Annotated in this window: 18 protein-coding genes and 1 pseudogene; 7 read left to right on the top strand and 12 right to left on the bottom strand. The window is 54.9% G+C overall.

The features are described 5' to 3' along the window. Nucleotides 1-3 precede the first annotated feature (3 nt). Nucleotides 4-1,677 (bottom strand): hypothetical protein, encoded by a 1,674-nt coding sequence (locus ACESQ2_RS20380; RefSeq protein WP_373171174.1) that lies wholly within the window; start codon nucleotides 1,675-1,677, stop codon nucleotides 4-6. Nucleotides 1,678-1,854: 177 nt separating this feature from the next. On the opposite strand from ACESQ2_RS20380, the gene ppk1 reads away from it, so the two are divergent. Continuing rightward, entirely contained in the window at nucleotides 1,855-3,915 is a 2,061-nt protein-coding gene (gene ppk1, locus ACESQ2_RS20375) for a polyphosphate kinase 1 (RefSeq protein WP_004123499.1), read from the top strand. 3 nt (nucleotides 3,916-3,918) lie between these two features. Continuing rightward, the gene (gene ppx / locus ACESQ2_RS20370; protein ID WP_004853121.1) at nucleotides 3,919-5,460 is read left to right on the top strand and encodes an exopolyphosphatase; all 1,542 of its coding nucleotides are present in this window, start codon (nucleotides 3,919-3,921) and stop codon (nucleotides 5,458-5,460) included. Nucleotides 5,461-5,499: 39 nt separating this feature from the next. On the opposite strand, the gene ACESQ2_RS20365 is transcribed toward ppx, so the two are convergent. Continuing rightward, nucleotides 5,500-7,719, bottom strand: coding sequence for an EAL domain-containing protein (locus tag ACESQ2_RS20365; RefSeq protein ID WP_373171173.1), 2,220 nt, complete (start codon nucleotides 7,717-7,719; stop codon nucleotides 5,500-5,502). 370 nt (nucleotides 7,720-8,089) lie between these two features. Here ACESQ2_RS20365 and ACESQ2_RS20360 point away from each other — a divergent pair, with 370 nt between their 5' ends. After that, nucleotides 8,090-8,281, top strand: coding sequence for a YfgG family protein (locus tag ACESQ2_RS20360; RefSeq protein WP_009654356.1), 192 nt, complete (start codon nucleotides 8,090-8,092; stop codon nucleotides 8,279-8,281). 14 nt (nucleotides 8,282-8,295) lie between these two features. Here the strand turns inward: ACESQ2_RS20360 and ACESQ2_RS20355 are convergent, their stop codons facing one another. Beyond that, nucleotides 8,296-9,183 (bottom strand): LysR family transcriptional regulator, encoded by an 888-nt coding sequence (locus ACESQ2_RS20355; RefSeq protein ID WP_014230353.1) that lies wholly within the window; start codon nucleotides 9,181-9,183, stop codon nucleotides 8,296-8,298. Between the two features lie 98 nt (nucleotides 9,184-9,281). On the opposite strand from ACESQ2_RS20355, the gene ACESQ2_RS20350 reads away from it, so the two are divergent. Continuing rightward, nucleotides 9,282-10,478, top strand: a complete 1,197-nt coding sequence (locus ACESQ2_RS20350) for an MFS transporter (protein WP_116280714.1) — start codon at nucleotides 9,282-9,284, stop codon at nucleotides 10,476-10,478. 136 nt (nucleotides 10,479-10,614) lie between these two features. On the opposite strand, the gene guaA is transcribed toward ACESQ2_RS20350, so the two are convergent. Both guaA and guaB read right to left on the bottom strand, forming a co-directional pair. Then, a complete protein-coding gene (gene guaA, locus ACESQ2_RS20345; protein WP_004853173.1) occupies nucleotides 10,615-12,192 on the bottom strand; it encodes a glutamine-hydrolyzing GMP synthase in 1,578 nt (525 codons plus the stop codon). A 68-nt stretch (nucleotides 12,193-12,260) separates the two neighbouring features. Beyond that, complete coding sequence (guaB, locus tag ACESQ2_RS20340) at nucleotides 12,261-13,727, bottom strand: IMP dehydrogenase (protein WP_014230355.1); 1,467 nt, start codon at nucleotides 13,725-13,727, stop codon at nucleotides 12,261-12,263. Nucleotides 13,728-13,885: 158 nt separating this feature from the next. On the opposite strand from guaB, the pseudogene xseA reads away from it, so the two are divergent. The 3 genes and pseudogenes from xseA to ACESQ2_RS20325 all read left to right on the top strand — a co-directional run. Further along, nucleotides 13,886-15,272: pseudogene (xseA, locus tag ACESQ2_RS20335) on the top strand (exodeoxyribonuclease VII large subunit); the annotation flags it as partial. A 68-nt stretch (nucleotides 15,273-15,340) separates the two neighbouring features. Further along, nucleotides 15,341-16,369 carry a M4 family metallopeptidase gene (locus ACESQ2_RS20330; RefSeq protein WP_038424769.1) on the top strand — a complete coding sequence of 343 codons (1,029 nt, stop codon included), beginning with the start codon at nucleotides 15,341-15,343 and terminating at the stop codon, nucleotides 16,367-16,369. Continuing rightward, nucleotides 16,366-16,710: a protealysin inhibitor emfourin gene (locus ACESQ2_RS20325; RefSeq protein ID WP_014230358.1), complete on the top strand. Its 345-nt coding sequence runs from the start codon at nucleotides 16,366-16,368 to the stop codon at nucleotides 16,708-16,710. The genes ACESQ2_RS20330 and ACESQ2_RS20325 overlap by 4 nt, the downstream gene beginning before the upstream one ends. Here ACESQ2_RS20325 and ACESQ2_RS20320 read toward each other — a convergent pair. The 7 genes from ACESQ2_RS20320 to hisS form a co-directional block, all read right to left on the bottom strand. After that, nucleotides 16,707-16,922, bottom strand: coding sequence for a zinc ribbon domain-containing protein (locus tag ACESQ2_RS20320; RefSeq protein ID WP_014230359.1), 216 nt, complete (start codon nucleotides 16,920-16,922; stop codon nucleotides 16,707-16,709). The two genes, ACESQ2_RS20325 and ACESQ2_RS20320, sit on opposite strands and share 4 nt — an antisense overlap. 119 nt (nucleotides 16,923-17,041) lie before the next feature. Then, nucleotides 17,042-17,434, bottom strand: coding sequence for a cell envelope integrity TolA C-terminal domain-containing protein (locus tag ACESQ2_RS20315; protein WP_049069722.1), 393 nt, complete (start codon nucleotides 17,432-17,434; stop codon nucleotides 17,042-17,044). 58 nt (nucleotides 17,435-17,492) lie between these two features. Next, nucleotides 17,493-17,870: a TonB family protein gene (locus ACESQ2_RS20310; RefSeq protein WP_049069721.1), complete on the bottom strand. Its 378-nt coding sequence runs from the start codon at nucleotides 17,868-17,870 to the stop codon at nucleotides 17,493-17,495. A 159-nt stretch (nucleotides 17,871-18,029) separates the two neighbouring features. Then, the gene (gene der, locus ACESQ2_RS20305; protein WP_014230361.1) at nucleotides 18,030-19,508 is read right to left on the bottom strand and encodes a ribosome biogenesis GTPase Der; all 1,479 of its coding nucleotides are present in this window, start codon (nucleotides 19,506-19,508) and stop codon (nucleotides 18,030-18,032) included. A gap of 115 nt (nucleotides 19,509-19,623) precedes the next feature. Beyond that, nucleotides 19,624-20,802, bottom strand: coding sequence for an outer membrane protein assembly factor BamB (gene bamB, locus ACESQ2_RS20300; RefSeq protein ID WP_004104478.1), 1,179 nt, complete (start codon nucleotides 20,800-20,802; stop codon nucleotides 19,624-19,626). 10 nt (nucleotides 20,803-20,812) lie between these two features. Next, nucleotides 20,813-21,433 (bottom strand): YfgM family protein, encoded by a 621-nt coding sequence (locus ACESQ2_RS20295; protein WP_025106605.1) that lies wholly within the window; start codon nucleotides 21,431-21,433, stop codon nucleotides 20,813-20,815. A gap of 34 nt (nucleotides 21,434-21,467) precedes the next feature. Next, nucleotides 21,468-22,742 (bottom strand): histidine--tRNA ligase, encoded by a 1,275-nt coding sequence (gene hisS, locus ACESQ2_RS20290; protein WP_025106604.1) that lies wholly within the window; start codon nucleotides 22,740-22,742, stop codon nucleotides 21,468-21,470. Between the last annotated feature and the right edge of the window lie 21 nt (nucleotides 22,743-22,763).

Raw genomic sequence — 22,763 nt, 5'->3', positions numbered from 1 at the left:
TACCTAATGCCTGAGTGCCGCTAGTTCGCTACTCAGGCTATCAGCCAGGCTACGAACCCGACCCGCATCGAACATGATATAAAACCCAGGTGATGCTTCGTTCATCTGCTGGCAAAGCATCTCCATTTCGGATGCCCCCTGATACAACGCCTGCACGTTGATATGGCAGATTTCTCTCATACTCCAGCTATTCTCCACCTCACGAGCAAAATGCAGCGTAAAAAAAGCTTTCTGTGCATGCGTGAACAGCTGACAGTAGAGAGCGAGCCCCCGCCATTCATTCTGCCAGAGCCGATAGAGCGCCGTGGGAAACGCGGCATTCTCGGCAAACTCCAGCGCCTGCGCGCATAGCTTCAGGGCATCTGCCGCTACCTCATCCTTCTCTTGCGCAATTCGGGTGAGGTTTTCCATCGATATTTGCGGATCGTCACGCGTGAAGTGGATATCCTGGGCCGACCCCGGCAGCCAGTGATTACGCGCCAGCTGGCTGTACAAACTCCATACTGCCTGACCATAGCTTTCCGGTAGCTGACTATGGCGGTGAAAAACGTGATCGCGAACATAAATCGCCTGGTAAAGCACCTCCGTTGCCTGCTCAAGTAGCTGCTGAAAACGGCGGGCGACTGTAACATCGGGGCACCAGCCGTAACGCTCAGCCAGCCAGAGATCCAACAGCTGCTCCTGGGTCTTTCCCGCACCATGACCTAACAGCTGGCTACAGGCAAACAGATTGCATTCGCTTAACGTTTCCGGTATCCAGTGGTTATCAACGCTCTCCCAACTGGTTTTGCATATCGCACCGGTGATTCTGGGATTCGCGCTTTGGCACCACAGCAGTCGGCCTTTTAACTCATCAATGCGCAAGAAAGGCATAACGCCCCAGCCCACCTCTTCGCCTGCTAAATCAATATCAACCCAGACGTCTCGCATAGTGACCTGAAGCAGTGCGGGATTATTTGGAAATGCTGGCCAGAAACGTTCTGGCGTTAACTTGATCGATACCGAAACGCTTGGCGGAAGCGGCTCGATAGCATCAAGAACGGTACCAAGATCATCATTACTTGCAGGGAAAACCCGCAAAACCAGATGTTTATTTTGTGCGGTAACCACCTGGCTGAGCGCTTGAAAACAACGGCGATAGAGCACAAAGCTTTGCGACGGTTGCCGGGTATTTTCAGGCTCATCCCTGGCGTTTATATCCCATTTAGGGCGCGTAATCGGCAATAAACCATCGGTGCTGGAAAGCGCAATAATTAGCCCTGTTAAAGCTGGAATTCCCTGACAAACGCCGCGAATTTTGTCTGTCAGCCAGCGGCTCCAGAAATCCACATCAAAAAGGATCCCTTGCTGGTTATCCAGTAGATACTTATGCGACAACAGCAATTCCGTTGGGAAATCCAGCTCTTTTGCCTGTAAAAAAAATCGCAGCCCCTGCTCGCGGCAATACATGGCGAGACGATTAAGGTAGATACAGCGCGCTCTCTGCTGACTGGAAACGCTATCGTTATAGTGAAAAGGCGTATATCCCTTCGGGGACACCAGCTTACCGAAGAGATCTGCCTGCCCCACCACGATAGTATTAAAGCCATGCAGAGAGGCATACCTGACCAGATTGCATACCGATGACCAGTTCCATATATCCTGATTATTCAGTTCTAACGCTCGCGTCTCCCACATGGTTTTGCTCCTGAATCTCACCTTGCCTTGAACATAACGTAAGTCGCGAAAATCGTCTGTTTTTCTTCGCTATATACTGAAAGAAAACAGTCATACTTCTTTGACATAATTGGACATTCAGTGGCAAAGCTCGCCATAATGAAATAGCAACATACATCTACCGGAGTGTGAGCTGTAATGGGCCAGGAAAAGCTATACATCGAAAAAGAACTCAGCTGGTTATCCTTTAACGAGCGCGTACTTCAGGAAGCGGCGGACAAAAGCAACCCGCTGATCGAGCGCATGCGCTTTTTAGGGATTTACTCCAATAACCTCGATGAATTTTATAAAGTGCGCTTTGCCGAGCTGAAGCGCCGCATCATCATCAGCGAAGAACAAGGCAGTACCGCACACTCTCGCCATCTGCTGGGCAAAATTCAGGCCCGCGTGCTCAAGGCCGATCAGGAGTTTGACGGCTTATACAACGAGCTGCTGCTGGAAATGGCGCGTAACCAGATTTTCCTGATCAACGAACGCCAGCTCTCCGTCAACCAGCAGTCCTGGCTGCGTAACTACTTCAAGCTGTATCTTCGTCAGCACATCACGCCAATCCTGATTAACCGCGAAACGGATCTGGTGCAGTTCCTGAAGGATGATTACACCTACCTGGCCGTCGAGATTATTCGCGGGGATACCATCAATTACGCGCTGCTTGAAATTCCGTCAGACAAGGTGCCGCGTTTTGTGAACCTGCCGCCGGAAGCGCCTCGCCGCCGCAAACCGATGATTCTGTTAGATAACATCCTGCGCTACTGCCTGGATGATATCTTCAAGGGCTTTTTTGATTACGACGCGCTGAACGCCTACTCGATGAAAATGACCCGTGACGCCGAATACGATCTGGTGCACGAGATGGAGTCGAGCCTGATGGAGCTGATGTCCTCCAGCCTGAAACAGCGCCTGACCGCCGAGCCGGTGCGCTTCGTTTATCAGCGCGATATGCCCGACGCGATGGTCGAAATGCTGCGCGATAAGCTCTCCATCTCCAACTACGATTCAATGCTGCCGGGCGGTCGTTACCACAACTTTAAAGACTTTATCGGCTTCCCGAACGTCGGCAAAGCCAATCTGGTCAACAAACCGATGCCGCGTCTGCGTCATCTGTGGTTTGATAAATTCCGCAACGGCTTTGACGCAATCCGCGAACGCGACGTGCTGCTTTACTACCCGTACCATACGTTTGAACACGTCCTTGAGCTGCTGCGCCAGGCCTCTTTCGACCCAAGCGTGCTGGCTATCAAAATCAACATCTACCGCGTCGCGAAAGATTCACGGATTATCGACTCGATGATTCACGCCGCCCACAACGGTAAGAAAGTGACGGTCGTCGTGGAGCTGCAGGCGCGTTTCGATGAAGAAGCCAATATTCATTGGGCTAAACGCCTGACCGAAGCCGGCGTGCACGTTATCTTCTCCGCGCCGGGCCTCAAGATCCACGCCAAGCTGTTCCTGGTTTCGCGCAAAGAGGGCGATGAAGTCGTGCGCTATGCGCATATCGGCACCGGCAACTTCAACGAAAAAACCGCGCGTCTTTACACCGACTACTCGCTGCTGACCGCCGATGCGCGCATCACCAATGAAGTCCGCCGGGTATTTAACTTTATCGAAAACCCCTACCGCCCGGTCAGCTTCGATTATCTGCTGGTGTCGCCGCAAAACTCGCGTCGCCTGCTTTATGAGATGATCGATCGTGAAATCGCCAACGCGCAAAATGGCCAGCCGTCGGGCATCATGCTGAAGCTGAACAACCTGGTCGATAAGGGGCTGGTAGACCGTCTCTACGCCGCTTCCAGCTCCGGCGTGCCGGTTAATTTGCTTATTCGCGGTATGTGCTCGCTGATCCCCGGTCTGGAAGGAATCAGCGAAAATATTCGCGTGACCAGCATTGTTGACCGTTTCCTTGAGCATGACCGCGTTTATTGCTTTGAAAACGGCGGCGATAAGCAGGTTTGGCTATCGTCCGCGGACTGGATGACGCGCAATATTGACTATCGTATCGAAGTGGCCGCGCCGCTGCTGGATCCGCGCCTGAAACAGCGGGTGCTGGATATTTTCGATCTCCTCTTCAACGATACGGTGAAAGCACGCTATCTTGATAAAGAACTGAGTAATCGCTACGTGCCGCGCGGCAATCGCCGCAAAGTGCGCGCACAGATGGCGATATACGACTACCTCAAATCACTTGAACAGCCCGATTAACCTATGCCAATAAACGAAAATGCCCCTCGGCCGCAGGAGTTCGCTGCGGTCGACCTCGGTTCGAACAGTTTTCATATGGTGATCGCCCGTGTCGTTGACGGGGCAATGCAGATCATCGGTCGTCTGAAGCAGCGCGTACATCTGGCCGACGGCCTGGATGAAAACTCTGTACTGAGCGAAGAGGCTATTGCGCGCGGGCTGAACTGCCTGTCGCTGTTCGCCGAGCGCCTGCAGGGTTTTGACCCATCAAGCGTCTGTATCGTCGGCACGCACACGCTGCGCCAGGCGACAAACGCCGCAGAGTTCCTCAAGCGCGCGGAGCAGGTCATCCCCTACCCGATCGAAATCATTCCCGGCAACGAAGAAGCGCGTCTGATTTTTATGGGCGTGGAGCACACGCAGCCGGAGCGAGGCCGTAAGCTGGTCATCGATATCGGCGGCGGCTCTACCGAGCTGGTTATCGGCGAGGATTTCGAGCCTCGCCTGGTGGAAAGCCGCCGTATGGGCTGCGTGAGCTTCTCTCAGGCCTACTTTGCTGGCGGCGTCATCAACAAAGAGAATTTCCAGCGCGCGCGTCTTTCCGCCGTGCAGAAGCTGGAAACTCTGGCCTGGCAGTTCCGCATCCAGGGGTGGAACGTCGCTCTGGGCGCATCGGGCACCATTAAAGCCGCTCACGAAGTGCTGGTGGCCATGGGCGAGAAAGACGGCTTCATCACTCCCGAGCGCCTCGAGATGCTGGTCGAAGAGCTGCTGAAGTATAAAAACTTCGACTCGCTAAGCCTGCCCGGGCTGTCTGAAGATCGGAAAGCCGTTTTTGCGCCCGGTCTGGCTATCCTGTGCGGGGTGTTTGACGCGCTGGCGATTAAAGAGCTGCGCTTGTCCGACGGCGCGCTGCGCGAAGGCGTACTGTACGAGATGGAAGGACGTTTCCGTCACCAGGATATCCGTAGCCGCACCGCGCAGAGCCTGGCGAACCAGTACAATATCGATCGCGAGCAGGCGCGTCGGGTGCTGGAGACCACCACGCATATTTATGAGCAATGGCAGGAGCAGAATCCCAAGCTCGCGAACCCCCATCTGGCGGCGCTGCTGAAATGGGCGACCATGCTGCATGAAGTCGGCTTGAATATTAACCACAGCGGCATGCACCGTCATTCGGCTTATATCCTGCAAAACAGCGATCTGCCGGGCTTTAATCAGGAACAGCAGATGCTGATGGCCACCTTAGTTCGCTATCACCGTAAAGCGATTAAGCTGGATGATTTACCGCGTTTCACGCTGTTTAAGAAGAAGCAGTTTCTGCCGTTAATTCAGCTGCTGCGCCTTGGCGTGCTGCTGAATAACCAGCGTCAGGCAACGACAACGCCGCCGAGCCTTACGCTGAAAACCGAGGCAAACCACTGGACGCTGACCTTCCCGCACGACTGGTTTAGCCAGAATGCGCTGGTGCTGCTCGACCTGGAAAAAGAGCAGGAATACTGGGAAGGGGTGCCTGACTGGTGGCTGAAAATCAGCGAAGAAGAGAAGCCTGACGCGGCAAGCTAGTTTCGCGCATATGGGCCGGACGTCCGGCCCATTCGCTTATCAAGCCTCAACCAGCGCCTCAAGCGGGGCCGGTTTGCCGATATCATAGCCCTGCATATAATCAATCCCCAGCGAAACCACAGCCTGCCGAATCTCGGGCGTTTCGACATATTCGGCCACCACCTGCATATTTTTCATCCTCGCTAGAAGGCAAATAGAGGCAACGGCCTGATAGTCCAGACTGCTGGTCACCAGATTACGAATAAAACTACCGTCGATTTTCAGCAGATCCGCATTCATCGTTTTCAGCCGCGCGTAGCTGGCATAGCCGGTGCCAAAGTCATCAATCGCTACCCGACAGCCCAGGTCCTGAAGCTGCGCCAGGGTTTTCCGCGCCTGCTCGGGATTGGTCAGTGAATGGTTCTCCGTCAGCTCAAAAATAATCTGCCAGGGTTCAATGTCATAATGCTCCAGCAGCGTTTTTACCTGCTGATGAAAATAACTGTTACTCACTGAAAACGGCGAGATATTTATCGCCAGGCGCATTCCAGGAAGCTTTTTGCGCCGCTTGTCCATAAAGATCAGCGTATGTTCGAGGACCCAGCTATCGATACGCGCCGACAGTCCAAACTCGTGCGCCACCGGTAAAAAGACATCCGGCATGATGATTTCATCGTTGTCGTTCAGCATTCTCAGCAGAACTTCATGATAGCTATCCCCCCGGATGCCGACGATCGGTTGTGCCATCAGAACGAAGCGATCGTGCTCCAGCGCCTTCACCAGCTGATTCATTATCATGACTTTGTCTTTCAGCTCCTGCTGCGTATTAATGGCGCCGCGACGCTGTAAATTTTCAGGACTTCCGGTCGCCAGGGAAAGGTCAGCCGCGCCGCTGAGTTCTCCAAGCAGTAAATGCAGATGCATCACCGGAGAGCGAACGTTGCAATAGCTGAATCCCACGGGCGGCTGCAGCGGCATACCGTTCCAGACAAAGCGAAACTTTTTGAGACGGTCAAACAGCAGGGGGACTCGCTGCTGATGGTCTTCACTGTGCAGATGGATAACCAGCTCGTGCCCGGCCATCTGATAGATATCCTCCCCGGGCTGCAATAGATCGCCAAGCGACTCGGCCAGCAGCTGCTTGTACTGAATGCGCAACAGAACGCCGTAATGGCGGCCCAATATTTCCAGCTCGGGAATGCGTAAGAAGCACAGTACTGACCAGGAGGATTTATTTAACGCCCGGCTCAGCGCGCGGATATTGGGCAAGCGTACAACCGGATCAATGAAGGCCATCCGCCGCATACGCGCATAAAAAATTCTCTGCTGCGTCGCCAGCATCGCCATATAGGCGATAATAAATGAAAACACCAGATAGCTTGAGGAGATAATAGCCAGCTGATTACTGTAAATCGGTGAATGCGGGAGATATTGATAATGAAAGTGGATAATAACGATTAATATAGGGGACCAGACCAATGAAATGAAGCGATAGCCAAAACGCATCGCCCCCCACAGCATCACCGGCATAAGCAAGGACAAGGTATAATTTGTACTAAAAATAGTGCTCGTACTACTTAGCGGCATTAATAGCAAAACTAATAAAATTAACAGCACTACCGCCCATAAAATAAACTCAAAGTACTTTATTTTCGGATCGATCTGCAGGCGAATCTGAGAAACAAAACCCCGAATATAGAGCGGGTTGCGGATAATTCGAATCAGAAAGTAGCATAGCGGCACGCCGGTCAGGCATCCGGCCATCAGGGCCTGAAAGGTGATAAGCGAACGCAAACTTAAGGGGTTGACTCCGATCAACCCGGTCGCGCGAGGATGGATCCCCAAATACTCGGCGAGCTGGGAAAGGATAAGAAAGATCAGCGATGGCAGCAACATTTGCCAGAACAATCGTTGAGGCATCAGTCGCACATTGCCATGCGAGATTTGCTGTCTTCGCGGGACAAAAACGCGATACCCGCCCCAGCAAAGGACGGTCGGAATAAGAAAATGGAAAATCACGCCGATGGAATCTTCCAGCGCCATGCCGCGCGTAATGGAAAGCAGCAAACCGACAACGATCCCCGGTAAAGCAGCCCAGCCGAAAAACAGCATCAGGCTCAGCACTAACGCCAGAGGTAAATAGTAAAGATAAACTTCATTACCATTCAGTACAGCAACGGTGTTCGCCCATCTTGCCAGGGGGAGTAAAAGGATGGGTAAGATGAGCGGCAGCGACCACCATTTATCCCGATATCGTCTGTAAAGTTTAATAATGTTCATAGATGCTCTACGGATAACCCTAAATCCTGCAGGGTATATTCAGGCAGGCATCCAACCAACCGTCATAATCGCGCAAGGAATAACAACGCGGAACTGGCTGGTGATTTTAGTTGTCGGTGAGAATAGACGATTGATATAAATCAAAAAATCACGTGGCTAATATTAATAATGTCTTTTTTTTAACATCAATTTGCGATAAGCAGAAAGCATGTAAATACGAGGATTATCTTATATAACATTAATTAATGTTTTACCCCTGGGATTTTTACATCCTCATCAATTGACCCTTCCGCGTTACTGTGCCTTAATACGCACATCGCCCATCCTTTGGGTATACTTTAAGGAACCTTTTGTGAGTCAGGCACCCAGTATGCGTAAACGACATCGATTTAACCGTCGCATGACCCGTATCGTACTGCTTATCAGCTTTATCTTCTTCTTTGGACGCTTTGTCTACTCCTCCATCGGTGCCTGGTACCATCATCAGGACAAAAAGCAATCGCAGCAATCCACTATCACCGTTGAACCTTCAGATCCGCTAAAAACGCCGGTACAAAAATAAGCGCGGTACGTTGTTCAGCAACCGGCCTGAGAGAGCAAACGCAGCACTTCAGCGATGCCTTTGCTGATGATTTTATCCTGCCGCATGACGATGCCTAACTGCCGATACAGGCGCGGAGTCAACGATTGCACGTTCAGGCCAACGCGATCCTGCGGATCCTCTACCGCCATACGCGGCACGATGCTGTATCCCAGTCCCGCTCGCACCATCCGCTTAATCGCCTCAATGCTGCCTAACTGCATGACTGGCACGACCATCAGTCCATTATGGCGAAACCAGCCGTCAATCAGATCCCGGGTTCCGCTCCCCGCTTCAAAAGCAATTAGCGGCAATGATTGCAGAACCTCTGGCGTCAGCGGCGAGGGCAGGTCGTCCTGAGCATCGCTAAAAATACCGACAAACTCTTCATCTAAAACCGGCGTCACCGCCAGGCTGCGTCCGTTCGCCGGAAGCGTACAAAGGCCCAGATCAAGCCGGTTCTCCTCGATAGCCCGAACCACTTCCAGGGTATTGCCAACCGTTACCCTCACCGTCAGCAGAGGGTGATCCTGATGCAGCTTCTGCAGCAGCGGCGGTAACAGGTGGATACAGGCAGTCGCCCCGGTACCCAACGTTATCGAGCCGCTGATTTCTCGATTGAATTCGCTAACCGATTGCACTGCCGCGCCCACCGCCAGTTCAATCCGCTCGCTGTGCGCCAGCAGGGCGATGCCGGCCGCCGTCGCTTTGATGCCTCGTCCTGTTCGCTCAAGCAGTCTGGTTTGGAGAAATTGTTCCAGCTGACGTACCTGCAGACTTACCGCAGGCTGCGACAGCCCCAGCAGGTCAGCTGCGGCGGAAAAGCTTCCGCGCTGTACCACCAGGCGGAACGTCGCCAGATTTCCCAGATTGAGCGTCATCATCACAAAGTTTCTCTTATAAGGGTCATAAATGGACCGGCCTGCCTCCACAATAGCGTGCAGGGTATGCTGCCGACAACAGCGTAACAAAATGGACGATCATGAAAACATCTGCAAAACCACTCTCCGCGCCGGGCGCTGTCACGCTTGCCGCCGGGTGCAACCAGCTAATAAACTGGGGAATCTCATTTTATATGCCCGGCACTTTCGCCAGAGCTATTGCTCAGGAGACCGGCTGGGCCGCAACGGAAATCTACTTTGGCCTGACTATCGCCATGCTGATGATGGCGATGCTCTCCCCGTTTGTCGCCCGGCTACTGGCCCGCTTTGGGGGTCAACGGGTGGTGGTCACGGGTACGCTGATGATTTCAGCGGGCTGCCTGGTAATGGCTTACGTCCAGAGTCTGCCGGGCTGGTTCGCCGCCTGGGTTCTGACCGGCGCCGGGATGCGTCTGGCGCTCTACGACGCGCTGTTCGCCGCGCTGGTGAATATCTATGGGCAAAGCGCCAGATTAACTATCTCGCGCGTGACGCTGGCCGGCGGCCTGGCTTCGGCTCTGTTCTGGCCGCTCGGCGCCGGGTTGTTGACGCAGATGGACTGGCGGCATGCGCTGCTGATTTATGCCCTGTGTGGCCTGCTTAGCGCGATGCTGCTGTGGAAAATGCCAAATCACAGACTGCCGTCACCGAAACGGATAATGCAACGCCAGCGGCTCTCCCACCGCGATAAACGCCCTGCCCTCCTGTACGCGTCGCTGATTGCGCTGGTAACTTTTGTTTCCAACGGTACCTCGACGCATCTTCCCGAGTATATCGCCAGCGTCGGGCTTTCTGTCGCGGTGGGAATGCTGTGGGGGATTGGGCAAACCGGCGCGCGCTTTCTCGAAGTGGCATCCGGTTCTGTCCTTACGCCGTTGCGGCTAACGATACTGACCACCCTGTTGATGCCGCTCTGCTTTGCGCTCGGCCTGAGCGGGCCATATCTGTCGTGGGCGGCCGGCGGATTTGTGCTGGGTTACGGCGCGATCAACGGCCTGACGACCGTATTTAAAGCCACTCTGCCGCTGCAGCTTTTTGCCACCGAGGATTATGCCCGGCGAACCGGTATTCTGTTGATTCCCGCGCAGCTGCTGGCCGCCGCCTCGCCGTTTGCCTACGCGTGGCTGAATGATCATCTCGGGATAAGGGGTAGTTTAGCGGTTTCCGCCGCGCTGGCCCTGGTGGTGGCAGCTCTGGCGATGGCCATTGCATGGTGTCAGCGGGAGAATACGCCAGCGGCGATTGAAGAACGGGGTTGACAGTAGAAACCCGGTGTATCGGTATTCATCGTCTCAGGGAATGCCGTAATCCGGCGATCTTGTTAAGAAAAATGCCATTAATGACGTCAATCATTAATGGCATTATTTTTTATTCAATTAACGCAAAGAATAAAGTTTATTCCCACTCAATGGTCGCCGGCGGCTTACCGCTGATGTCGTACACCACGCGGGAAATACCGTTAACTTCATTGATGATGCGGTTGGATACGCGGCCGAGGAAATCGTACGGCAGATGCGCCCAGTGAGCGGTCATAAAGTCGATGGTTTCAACCGCACGCAGGGAAACGACCCAGTCGTACTTACGGCCATCGCCCATGACGCCAACGGAACGGACCGGCAGGAACACGGTGAACGCCTGGCTCACTTTGTTGTACAGGTCGGCTTTGTGCAGCTCTTCAATGAAGATTGCGTCCGCGCGGCGCAGCAGGTCGCAGTACTCTTTCTTCACTTCGCCCAGCACGCGCACGCCCAGACCCGGCCCCGGGAACGGGTGGCGGTACAGCATATCGTACGGCAGACCCAGTTCGAGGCCGATCTTACGCACTTCATCTTTGAACAGCTCGCGCAGCGGTTCAACGAGGCCCATCTTCATCTCTTTCGGCAGGCCGCCCACGTTGTGGTGAGATTTGATGACGTGCGCTTTACCGGTTGCGGAAGCCGCGGACTCGATGACGTCAGGGTAGATGGTCCCTTGCGCCAGCCATTTCACGTCTTCCAGCTTCAGCGCTTCTTCGTCAAACACTTCAACGAACACGCGGCCGATGATTTTACGCTTCGCTTCCGGATCGTTTTCGCCCGCCAGCGCAGCCAGGAAACGCGCCTCGCCTTCGACGTGAACGATGTTCAGGCCGAAGCGATCGCCAAACATATCCATAACCTGCTGGGCTTCATTCAGACGCAGCAGACCGTTATCCACAAAGACGCAGGTCAGGTTTTTACCGATGGCGCGGTGCAGCAGCATGGCGGTGACGGAGGAATCCACGCCGCCGGACAGGCCGAGGATCACTTTATCGTCGCCAACCTGCTGACGAATGCGCTCAATAGCATCGTCGATAATTTTGGCCGGGGTCCACAGCGCTTCACACTGGCAGATATCGCGTACGAAACGCTCCAGCATGCGCAGACCCTGACGGGTGTGGGTGACTTCCGGGTGGAACTGTACGCCGTAGAAACGCTTCTCTTCGTTAGCCATAATGGCGAACGGGCAGGTTTCGGTGCTGGCAACGGTGACGAAGTCAGACGGGATGGCGGTGACTTTGTCGCCGTGGCTCATCCAGACGTCCAGCATCGGCTTACCATCCGCGCTCAGCGCATCTTCGATACCGTGAATCAGGGCGCTATCGGTCTGCACTTCAACCTGCGCATAGCCAAACTCACGTTCATTAGAGGCTTCAACGTGGCCACCCAGCTGCATCGCCATAGTCTGCATGCCGTAGCATACGCCGAATACCGGCACGCCGGCTTCAAAGACATACTGCGGCGCGCGCGGGCTGTTATCTTCGGTGGTGCTTTCCGGACCGCCGGAAAGAATAATGCCGTTAGGATTAAACTCACGAATTTGAGCTTCAGTCACGTCCCATGCCCATAGTTCACAGTAGACACCTAATTCACGAACGCGACGCGCAACCAGCTGGGTGTACTGAGAACCGAAGTCCAGGATAAGAATACGATGTTTATGAATGTTATCCGTCATTGACGATAATTCCGAGACAAGTGATACAGGTTAAATAAATCGCCCGGCGCGTGGCCGGGCGATGAAAATCAGGAGCCCATGCGGTAGTTCGGGGATTCCTTGGTGATAGTCACGTCGTGAACGTGGCTCTCCTGGATACCCGCGCCGCTGATGCGCACGAATTCCGCTTTGGTCCGCAGGGTGTCGATGGTACCACAACCGGTCAGGCCCATACAGGAGCGCAGGCCGCCCATCTGCTGGTGAATGATCTCTTTCAGGCGGCCTTTATAGGCGACGCGGCCTTCGATACCTTCCGGTACCAGTTTGTCGGCGGCGTTATCGGTCTGGAAGTAGCGATCGGAGGAACCTTTAGACATCGCGCCAAGGGAACCCATACCACGGTAAGATTTGTACGAACGGCCCTGATAGAGTTCGATTTCACCCGGGGACTCTTCGGTACCGGCCAGCATTGAGCCAACCATGACGGCGGCTGCGCCTGCGGCAATCGCTTTCGCGATATCGCCGGAGAAACGAATACCGCCGTCGGCGATAACCGGGATACCGGTGCCTTCCAGCGCTTCAACCGCGTCAGAAACGGCGGTGATCTGCGGAACGCCCACGCCGGTCACGATACGAGTCGTACAGATGGAGCCAGGACCGATACCCACTTTCACCGCGCTGCAGCCGGCTTCCGCCAGCGCACGTGCGCCCGCGCCGGTCGCCACGTTGCCGCCGATGATTTGCAGGTCAGGATATTTCGCACGGGTATCGCGGATACGCTGCAATACGCCTTCAGAGTGGCCGTGAGAGGAGTCGATCAGCAGAATATCTACGCCCGCGGCAACCAGCGCATCCACGCGCTCTTCGTTACCGGCGCCCGCTCCCACCGCCGCACCGACGCGCAGGCGACCCTGCTCATCTTTACAGGCGTTTGGTTTACGCTCCGCTTTCTGGAAATCTTTAACGGTGATCATGCCGAGAAGATGGAAGCTGTCATCAACAACCAGCGCTTTCTCAACGCGTTTTTCATGCATTTTGGCAAAAACCACTTCGCGGCTTTCGCCTTCGCGAACGGTCACCAGACGCTCTTTCGGCGTCATATAAACGCTCACCGGCTGATTCAGGTCGGTGACGAAACGCACGTCGCGACCGGTGATGATGCCGACCAGCTCGTTGTCTTCGGTCACCACCGGATAACCAGCAAAACCGTTGCGTTCAGTCAGCTCTTTCACTTCGCGCAGAGTGGTGGTCGGCAGGACGGTCTGCGGGTCGGTAACCACGCCGGACTCATGCTTCTTCACGCGCTTAACTTCTTCCGCCTGGCGTTCGATGGACATGTTTTTATGAATAAAGCCGATGCCGCCTTCCTGTGCCAGGGCAATTGCCAGACGCGCTTCCGTCACGGTATCCATTGCAGCAGAGAGCATTGGAATATTCAGACGAATGGTTTTCGTCAGCTGAGTGCTGAGATCGGCGGTATTTGGCAGAACGGTTGAATGAGCGGGAACGAGGAGGACGTCGTCAAACGTCAGGGCTTCTTTAGCGATACGTAGCATGGGCAATATCTCGACCAGGGTGGATAAATATTGCCGTGGCATTATACAGAGCGTAACCGATTGCATCTACCCTTTTTTGCAAATAATACTTGCGATCCCCTCCCAGCAGGTTACTATCGACTGAATAACCTGCTGATTTAGAATTTGATCTTGCTCACATGTTGCCATCTCAATCCCCCTCAATTTACACGGTTAGCCGCCTCAATCAGTCGGTTCGACTGCTGCTCGAACGTGAAATGGGTCAGGTATGGATCAGCGGCGAGATTTCCAATTTCAGCCAGCCCGCTTCCGGCCACTGGTACTTCACCCTAAAAGACGATAACGCCCAGGTGCGCTGCGCGATGTTCCGCAACAGCAACCGCCGCGTGACGTTCCGTCCGCAGCACGGGCAGCAGGTGCTGGTCCGCGCCAATATCACGCTGTACGAGCCGCGCGGCGATTATCAGATCATCGTGGAAAGCATGCAGCCTGCGGGCGAAGGTCTGCTTCAGCAGAAGTATGAACAGCTCAAGACCGCGCTGGCGGCGGAAGGCTTGTTCGATCTGCAGCATAAAAAAACGCTCCCCTCTCCCGCGCACTGCGTTGGCGTCATCACCTCAAAAACCGGTGCTGCGCTGCACGATATTTTACACGTGCTCAAGCGCCGCGATCCTTCCCTGCCGGTGATTATTTACCCGACCGCCGTCCAGGGGGAAGATGCGCCGGGGCAGATCGTTCGCGCGATTGAGCTGGCCAACGCGCGCCAGGAGTGCGACGTGCTGATTGTCGGGCGCGGCGGCGGTTCGCTGGAAGATTTATGGAGCTTTAACGATGAGCGAGTGGCGCGGGCGATTTTTGCCAGCCCTATTGCCATCGTCAGCGCCGTAGGCCATGAGACTGACGTCACTATCGCCGATTTTGTCGCCGACCTGCGCGCCCCGACGCCTTCCGCGGCGGCGGAAATGGTCAGCCGCAACCAGCAGGAGCTGCTGCGCCAGCTCCAGTCCGGGCAGCAGCGCCTTGAAATGGCGATGGACTACTTCCTTGCCAACCGCCATCGTCGCTTTACCCAGATTTTTCACCGCCTGCAGCAGCAGCATCCTCAGCTGCGGCTGGCCCGTCAGCAAACGGAGCTTGAAAGATTGCGTCAGCGCATGCGTTTCGCTCTTGAGACGCAAATAAAGCGCGCCGACCAGCGCCAGCAGCGCGCCGCGCAGCGCCTGAATCAACAAAACCCACAGCCGCGAATTCACCGCGCCCAGAGCCGTATTCAACAGCTGGAATACCGGCTGGCGGAAAACATCCGCGCGCGTCTTGGCGAGCAACGTGAACGCTTCGGTAATATGGTCACGCACCTGGAAGCCGTCAGCCCGCTGGCGACGCTGGCCCGCGGCTATAGCGTCACTTCCGCCAGCGACGGTAAGGTGCTGAAACAAACGAAACAGGTGCGCGAGGGAGACGTTCTCACTACCCGTCTGAACGATGGCTGGGTAGAGAGCGAAGTGAAGAACATCACGCCGGTGAAGAAAACCCGTTCCCGCAAAAAAGCCGGATAAGCCTGCCATTTCGACCGAGGATAACTATACTGCTGTCATGCCCTTTTTAAACGGTTCTATCCGGCTAAGGAGCGTGATATGCCAGATGCTTATCCTCGTTATGTGATTCCGCCCTACATTTTACGCCGCATTGTCGATCGTGGTTCCCTTCAGCAGCAGCGCTGCGCGCAGAATACCCTCAGCCACGTTCAGACCCTGATGGCGCACGTTCCGGGGCGCCCTGCCGCGCCCCACGTCACCACGCCGGGCCTGCTTGAACGCGACATTTATGATGCCGGGCAGACCCAGGATCTACCGGGTACTCAGGTCCGTTTTGAGGGACAGCCCTCCAACGGCGACGTTGCCGTTGATGAAGCCTATGACTATCTCGGCATCACCCATGATTTTTTCTGGAAGAGCTACCAGCGCGATTCGCTGGATAACCGCGGATTGAAGCTCACCGGCAGCGTCCACTATGGTCACGAATATCAAAACGCATTCTGGAACGGCCAACAAATGGTGTTTGGCGACGGGGATGGCGAGATTTTTAATCGTTTTACTATCGCCATTGACGTAGTGGCGCACGAACTAAGCCACGGCGTGACGGAGAGCGAAGCCGGTCTCATCTATTTCGAACAATCCGGCGCGCTGAACGAATCGCTTTCCGATGTTTTCGGTTCGCTGGTCAAACAGTATCAGCGCCAGCAGACGGCAGACAAAGCGGACTGGATCATTGGCGAGGGACTACTCGCGAAAGGCATCCACGGCAAAGGTCTGCGCTCAATGTCGCAGCCGGGTACCGCATACGATGACCCTGTCCTTGGCAAAGATCCGCAACCCGCCCATATGAAAGATTTTGTTCATACCCAGCAGGATAACGGCGGCGTGCATATCAACTCCGGCATTCCTAATCACGCCTTTTATCTCGCCGCCAGCGCCCTCGGCGGTTTTGCATGGGAGAAAGCGGGATACGCCTGGTACGACGCGGTGTGCGATCAATCTCTGGCAAAAGACGCCGATTTCTCAGCCTTTGCCAGACTGACGATTCACCACGGCGAGAAACGCTCTGGCAAAGAGACCGCAGAGGCGATTACTCAGGCCTGGGAGCGGGTCGGAGTGGTGCTATGAATCTTGCCGATCTTAGCGATGACGCGGTGATTGAGCTGGCGCGCGAGGGTGGCGTTGCCTGGATCCCGGCGCTCAGCGGGATGCGTAAGATCGTCGTGGCGAAGCTCAACGAGCAACAGAAGCAGCGGATCGCGACGATTCTCCAACAGTCGCTACCGCTGGGCAAGCCGCCGGGCCAGCCCGACTCGCCTGGCCGGGGCGACCAGCGTTTTTTTCGCATCCAGATCGTTAGCGAGCAGCGCTACCACAGCCTGATTATTCTCATCCCGGAGGATCGTGCGCCAGATTCACTGGTTGAACTCTGGCGCGACGGCGAAGGCTGCGTCAGCGATAAAGATTAAATCGGCACAAACTCGACGCGTTTTTTCGAAATCAGCCCGTGGCCATTCTGGCAAAAATAATCCACCGCGCCGCAGGCTTTTAACACCTCCAGCGGCTTGTGGCAGTCCGGGCAGCGGGCTTCGACAACATACTCTTTCGCACAACGCTCGCAGCGGGCGCTATTGCCCTGCACAGCAAGCTGCGTATGGCACACGGGGCAATCAAATTCCATGGTGACTCCTGACGAGGGGTATATCGCTTTATTTTATCACGGTTGCACAATCTGTGGCTGCTACCAGTCATTATCCTCCAGCAGGTTATTCGCCCCCAGGCGGTCCGCCACCTTTAATTTTATTCACCCTGCATACTGAATCGGGACTGAGCAAAAGCATCATAGACCTGCCTATCGGTAAACGGCGGAAAAGTGGCCCGTTTAGCGGCATCAACCAGCGCGGCACAATAGGCTTTATGACCTTCACTCGTTGTCACGCTATTCAGTTTCCCCTCATCGCTAAATCTCAGATGTATTCTGCATTTTTTTCCCGTCCAGCCATAGCGATTGGATAACCGGGAATCAATAGACTCTTTTATCGCTCTCGCCTGTTTGCCATATTTATCGTCATCGCTGAAGCGTCCGGAGCTACAGCTCCCAAGCGCTGATGTCTTATGACAGTCAGAAGGATGAAACGGCGTACAGCTGCTGGCTAAAATAACCAAACCGACCATCACTATTGTTTTTTTCATATCCCTGCCCCCATCGTTTGACACGATTCTCCCTACGCTCATTTACCTGTGTTCGACTTTAGCGAAAAGGGACGCCGCTGCTTTGAATACTGCCGGGCTGGTTTGGCGCTGGCACCTCTACGCAAGGCGGCCCCGGCGTGAAATGAATGGTAATGATGTTATTGCTGGAAGGCTTCCCTTTGACGTATCGCCATTTTTCCATTGCGGCCCTGACTTCATTATCAAACATTCCGGAAGGATCGGAGCTTAATAACCGAACGTGAGTCACACGCCCATTCTCATCAACGTCAAATTGCGCTTTAACCTGACCCGGTATCCCTTTTTTTTCGGCTTTCGCGGGATAAGCAGGCTTAACGCGCGGTTCAATCGGTTGTGATTCAGCGGCACAGGCTATGGGAATAAGAAACAGCATCAGGAGGGTTAAAAGGCGTTTCATTCAGACCTCATTGTCACAAAAAATATTTATCCTCCCTGGTTTTTCTCACATTTATAACCCAGCCTCAAGCGAGTTTATTATTATTCTGCGCATGACAATGGCGATAATAAAAAAAGCCCGGCGGATGCGGGCTTTAGGTTTTTGATGCTGGCGGATAGCTTATTTGCTTTTCTTGATGTGCTTAATCAAGCGCTTACGCTTACGCATCTGGTTCGGCGTCAGGGTATTGCGTTTGTTGGCAAACGGGTTTTCCCCTTCCTTGAACTGAATACGAATCGGCGTGCCCATCACTTCCAGCGATTTACGGAAGTAGTTCATCAGGTAGCGTTTATAAGAATCCGGCAGATCTTTAACCTGGTTACCGTGAATAACCACGATCGGCGGGTTATAACCACCGGCGTGGGCATATTTCAGCTTCACGCGACGGCCACGCACCAACGGCGGCTGATGGTCTTCGGCAGCCATGGTCATGATGCGGGTCAGCATAGCGGTGCCCACGCGACGGGTTGCGCTGTCGTACGCCTCGCGCACGGATTCAAACAGATTGCCTACGCCGCTGCCGTGCAGCGCGGAGATAAAGTGCACGCGGGCAAAGTCGATAAAGCCCAGACGGAAGTCCAGGGTCTCTTTCACCTGCTCTTTTACTTCCTGGCTCAGGCCGTCCCATTTATTGACGACAATCACCAGCGAACGACCGCTGTTGAGGATAAAGCCCAGCAGGGAGAGATCCTGATCGGAAATCCCTTCGCGCGCATCAATCACCAGCAGCACCACGTTGGCGTCTTCAATCGCCTGCAGCGTTTTGATCACCGAGAATTTTTCGACGACATCGGTAATTTTGCCGCGCTTGCGCACGCCTGCGGTATCGATAAGGACGTATTCACGCTCATCGCGCTGCATCGGGATGTAGATGCTGTCGCGAGTGGTTCCCGGCATATCGTAAACCACCACACGATCTTCACCCAGGATACGGTTGGTGAGCGTTGATTTACCCACGTTCGGGCGGCCCACAATCGCCAGCTTAATCGGCAGATCCTGCGGGTTAAAATCATCTTCCGGCTCTTCAAGCGCTTCGCCGTTCTGCTCGGCTTCGAACTGCGCCCAGTATGCCGCGTCTTCGTCCACTTCTTCCGGCGGGTTCACCTCGTCAACCCACGGCAGCAGCACGTGCTCGAGCAGGCTGGTGACGCCGCGGCCATGGGAAGCGGCGATAGGATAAATCTCGCCTAACCCCAGCGACCAAAAATCGGCAATCGCCTGATCGGCATCGATACCGTCAGTTTTGTTTGCCACCAGGAAAGTCGGTTTCTCACGGGAGCGCAGATGTTTCGCAATTGCCGAATCCGCCGGCATCAGGCCCGCACGCGCATCGACCATAAACAGCACCACGTCCGCTTCTTCAATCGCCAGCAGCGACTGTTCCGCCATTCGCGTTTCTACGCCATCTTCGGTACCGTCGATCCCGCCGGTATCGATACAGATAAATTCGCGGCCTTCCACTTCAGCACGACCGTACTTACGGTCACGAGTCAGCCCCGGGAAATCCGCGACCAACGCATCGCGAGTGCGCGTTAAGCGGTTAAAGAGCGTGGATTTTCCAACGTTAGGGCGCCCGACAAGCGCGACCACAGGTATCATGTTAAATGCCTCATACAAAAATCGATACAACGCCCGTTTTCACGGCGTTTTTAAAAAAGCCAAAACGGCCCCTGTCTGCCAGGGGCCGTTTCTCAAAAATAGACTACCGCTGTTGTTAACGCGTAATCGCGTACAGCGTGCCGTCTTTCGCCTGAATCAGCAGTTTGCCGTCAGCAACAACCGGATCGGTCAGGAAGCCTGAGCTGTCCACCTTCTGCTGAGCCACAAAGTGACCATCTTCAGGGTTGACCCAGTGCATATAGCCTTCGCTATCGCCAACAACCAGATTGCCATTATACAGCACAGGCGCCGTCAGCAGACGGTGCAGCAGATCGCTTTGCGTCCACAGCGTCACGCCGCCGTCGGTGGTGAGCGCCAGCAGACGGTCATTCTGGTCAACCAGGTAAATACGGTTGCCGTCGACAATGAAATCGTTCACTGAACCCAGCTCGCGTTTCCACATAATCTGGCCGCTGCGCAGATCCAGCGCCGTCAGGTTGCCGTTGTAGGCCAGCGCGTAAATCACGCCGTTCACGATAACCGGCGTCGTGTCGACGTCGTTAAGACGGTCGATTTCCGTCGGACCGGTCGCGGTAGAGATACGCTGCTGCCAAATCATCTGGCCCTGCTGCATCAGCACCGCGCTGACGCGACCGTTGTCGCCGCCCACAATAGCTGCGCCGTAGGCGGTAGCCGGAGCGGATTCGCCGCGCAGGGAGAGCGCTGGCATATCAAGGTTAACGGTCCATTTCACCGCGCCATCGGCTTCGTTCAGCGCCTGAAGCTGACCGTTAGTGGTATGAATCAGCACCATGCCGTCGCTGACGACCGGACGAGAAATCGCTTCACCCGCCACGCTCGCTTCCCACGCGACGGTACCGTCGCTGGTGTTCAGCGCATAAACTTTCGCTTTTTCGCTACCGATATAAACGTGGCCGCCGGAGACGGTCACGCCGCCGGAGAGCAGCGCAGGCGCGCGGGAGAACCAGCCGTCTTTCTCTGCCAGATTAACCGACCACACCTCTTTGCCGTCGCCTGAATTAAGGGCTTTAACGGTACCTTTACGATCTGCGGCATACACGACGCCATCAGCAAAAGCCGGGTGCAGGTTAGAGTAGAATTCGCCAATACCGCCGCCAACGGAGGTGCTCCAGGAGGTGGACGGCGTAAACTGGTTTTCCACCGTCGGCAGTGGCGACATTTTCACCACATCTTCTTCGCTGTTAAACAGCGAACAGCCGCTCAATAAGGTAACGGAAAGCAGCCCTGGCAGAAGTAATTTACGCAATTGCATCGAGTCCCTCTCAGATGGACAAATTATTTATTTTCATACGCATCATTTCGCTGAGCGCCGGTGAGGCATCGCTTTTCGCGCCCGCTTCCCATGCTGCTTTCGCCCCTTGCTTATCGCCTTTGCTCAGCAGGATCTCGCCGCGCAGGTCAGCGACAATCGCGGTCCAGCCTTCGCCTTTCACGGCATCCAGGGTTTTCAGCGCGGCATCAGGCTGCTTAAGCTGCAGCTGGACGCGAGCAAGACGCATATTGATAACCGATTTCAGGTTATCATCAGAAGCGGCCGTAAGCCCCTGCTGAAGCTGCTTTTCAGCGTTCTGCAGGTCGTTTTTCTCAACAAACTGCTGCGCCAGCTCAAGAGAAGCAAACGCACCATAGGTGTTTTTGCTGTCGGCGGCAAATTTCTGCGCAGCGTTCAGCGCTTCTGGTTTATCCGATTTGAGGGCGGAAATCGCATTTTCATAAGCCAGAGACGAGCCTCTGGCGGTATCCAACTGATGGGAGGTCCAGTAGCGCCAGCCAACCAGCGCGCCAACACCCAAAATCACCCCAACGGCCAGCGCCTTGCCATTTTCAGCAAAGAAACGCTTCAGCGCGTCGACCTGATCGTTTTCGTTATTGTAAAGTTCCACGCAGTCCTTCTCCTGACTAATGATTCCCGGGAGATTAACCCAGAAGTGTGCGCAAATGCGCGGCAACGCTATCCTGCGTTACGGTAGTTTGCTCTCCTGAGCGTAAATCTTTCACTACCACGTTTCCGTCAGCGATTTCTGACTCGCCCAGCACCAGCGCAACGCGAGCGCCCCATTTATCAGCGCGCGCAAACTGCTTCTTAAAGTTGCCGCCGCCGTGGTTGGTCATCAGCTTAACGCCGGGTAACGCATCGCGTACCTGTTCAGCCAGACGCATTGCTGCGGACTGGGTGTCAGTTCCGGAGGCTACCAGGTATATATCGACAACAGGATCGGCTTTAAATTCCGGATTCACTGCCTGAACCAGTAAAACAAGACGTTCCAGCCCCATCGCAAAGCCGACGCCAGGGGTTGCGCGACCGCCAAGCTGCTCAACCAGACCATCGTAACGGCCGCCGGCGCAGACGGTGCCCTGGGAACCGAGGCTGGTGGTGACCCACTCAAACACGGTGCGGTTGTAATAGTCGAGACCGCGCACCAGACGCTGATTCACGGTATAGCGGATACCGGCATCATCCAGCAGCGCGCAAAGTCCCGCAAAATGCGCTTTGGACTCTTCATCAAGATAGTCGCCCAGCGTCGGGGCGTCGTTCAGCAGCGCCTGGACGTCCGGGTTTTTAGAATCCAGCACGCGCAGCGGGTTAGTGTACATGCGGCGTTTGCAGTCTTCGTCCAGCTTATCTTTATACTGCTCAAGATAGGCCACCAGCGCGTCGCGATAGTTAGCGCGAGCCTCCAGCGAACCGATAGAGTTCAGCTCCAGCGCAACGTGGCTGGAGATGCCCAGCTCGCGCCACCAGCGGGCGGTCAGCATAATCAGCTCGGCATCAATATCCGGCCCCTGCAGACCGAACGCTTCCGCGCCAATCTGGTGGAACTGGCGATAACGCCCTTTTTGCGGACGTTCGTGGCGGAACATCGGCCCGATATACCACAGGCGCTGTTCTTGATTGTACAGGAGACCATGTTCGATGCCGGCGCGTACGCAGCCAGCGGTACCTTCCGGACGCAGAGTCAGGCTATCGCCGTTACGGTCCTCAAAGGTGTACATCTCTTTTTCAACCACGTCGGTCACTTCGCCGATAGCGCGTTTGAATAACGGGGTCTGCTCTACAATCGGCAAACGGATTTCGCTGTAACCGTAGCTACCAAGCACCTGCTTCAGTGAGCCTTCAATGCGCTGCCAGAGAGCGGTTTCGCCCGGCAGATAATCGTTCATGCCACGGATGGCTTGAATGTTCTTTGCCACGTTTATTCTCTTTATATATAC

Source organism: Klebsiella sp. Q11 (assembly GCF_964241505.1).
In the GTDB taxonomy this organism is placed as follows: Bacteria; Pseudomonadota; Gammaproteobacteria; order Enterobacterales; family Enterobacteriaceae; genus Klebsiella; species Klebsiella michiganensis.
Note: the sequence above shows the minus strand (reverse complement) of the source record. Positions and strands in the feature narration are given on the sequence as shown.

Coding starts and splice junctions, on each gene's coding strand:
- der (WP_014230361.1), bottom strand. CDS start 19,508: ATGATACCTGTGGTCGCGCTTGTCGGGCGCCCTAACGTTGGAAAATCC.
- guaA (WP_004853173.1), bottom strand. CDS start 12,192: ATGACGGATAACATTCATAAACATCGTATTCTTATCCTGGACTTCGGT.
- bamB (WP_004104478.1), bottom strand. CDS start 20,802: ATGCAATTGCGTAAATTACTTCTGCCAGGGCTGCTTTCCGTTACCTTA.
- ACESQ2_RS20315 (WP_049069722.1), bottom strand. CDS start 17,434: ATGAAAAAAACAATAGTGATGGTCGGTTTGGTTATTTTAGCCAGCAGC.
- guaB (WP_014230355.1), bottom strand. CDS start 13,727: ATGCTACGTATCGCTAAAGAAGCCCTGACGTTTGACGACGTCCTCCTC.
- ACESQ2_RS20320 (WP_014230359.1), bottom strand. CDS start 16,922: ATGGAATTTGATTGCCCCGTGTGCCATACGCAGCTTGCTGTGCAGGGC.
- ACESQ2_RS20350 (WP_116280714.1), top strand. CDS start 9,282: ATGAAAACATCTGCAAAACCACTCTCCGCGCCGGGCGCTGTCACGCTT.
- ACESQ2_RS20380 (WP_373171174.1), bottom strand. CDS start 1,677: ATGTGGGAGACGCGAGCGTTAGAACTGAATAATCAGGATATATGGAAC.
- ACESQ2_RS20330 (WP_038424769.1), top strand. CDS start 15,341: ATGCCAGATGCTTATCCTCGTTATGTGATTCCGCCCTACATTTTACGC.
- ACESQ2_RS20310 (WP_049069721.1), bottom strand. CDS start 17,870: ATGAAACGCCTTTTAACCCTCCTGATGCTGTTTCTTATTCCCATAGCC.
- ppk1 (WP_004123499.1), top strand. CDS start 1,855: ATGGGCCAGGAAAAGCTATACATCGAAAAAGAACTCAGCTGGTTATCC.
- ACESQ2_RS20355 (WP_014230353.1), bottom strand. CDS start 9,183: ATGATGACGCTCAATCTGGGAAATCTGGCGACGTTCCGCCTGGTGGTA.
- ppx (WP_004853121.1), top strand. CDS start 3,919: ATGCCAATAAACGAAAATGCCCCTCGGCCGCAGGAGTTCGCTGCGGTC.
- ACESQ2_RS20325 (WP_014230358.1), top strand. CDS start 16,366: ATGAATCTTGCCGATCTTAGCGATGACGCGGTGATTGAGCTGGCGCGC.
- ACESQ2_RS20360 (WP_009654356.1), top strand. CDS start 8,090: ATGCGTAAACGACATCGATTTAACCGTCGCATGACCCGTATCGTACTG.
- ACESQ2_RS20365 (WP_373171173.1), bottom strand. CDS start 7,719: ATGAACATTATTAAACTTTACAGACGATATCGGGATAAATGGTGGTCG.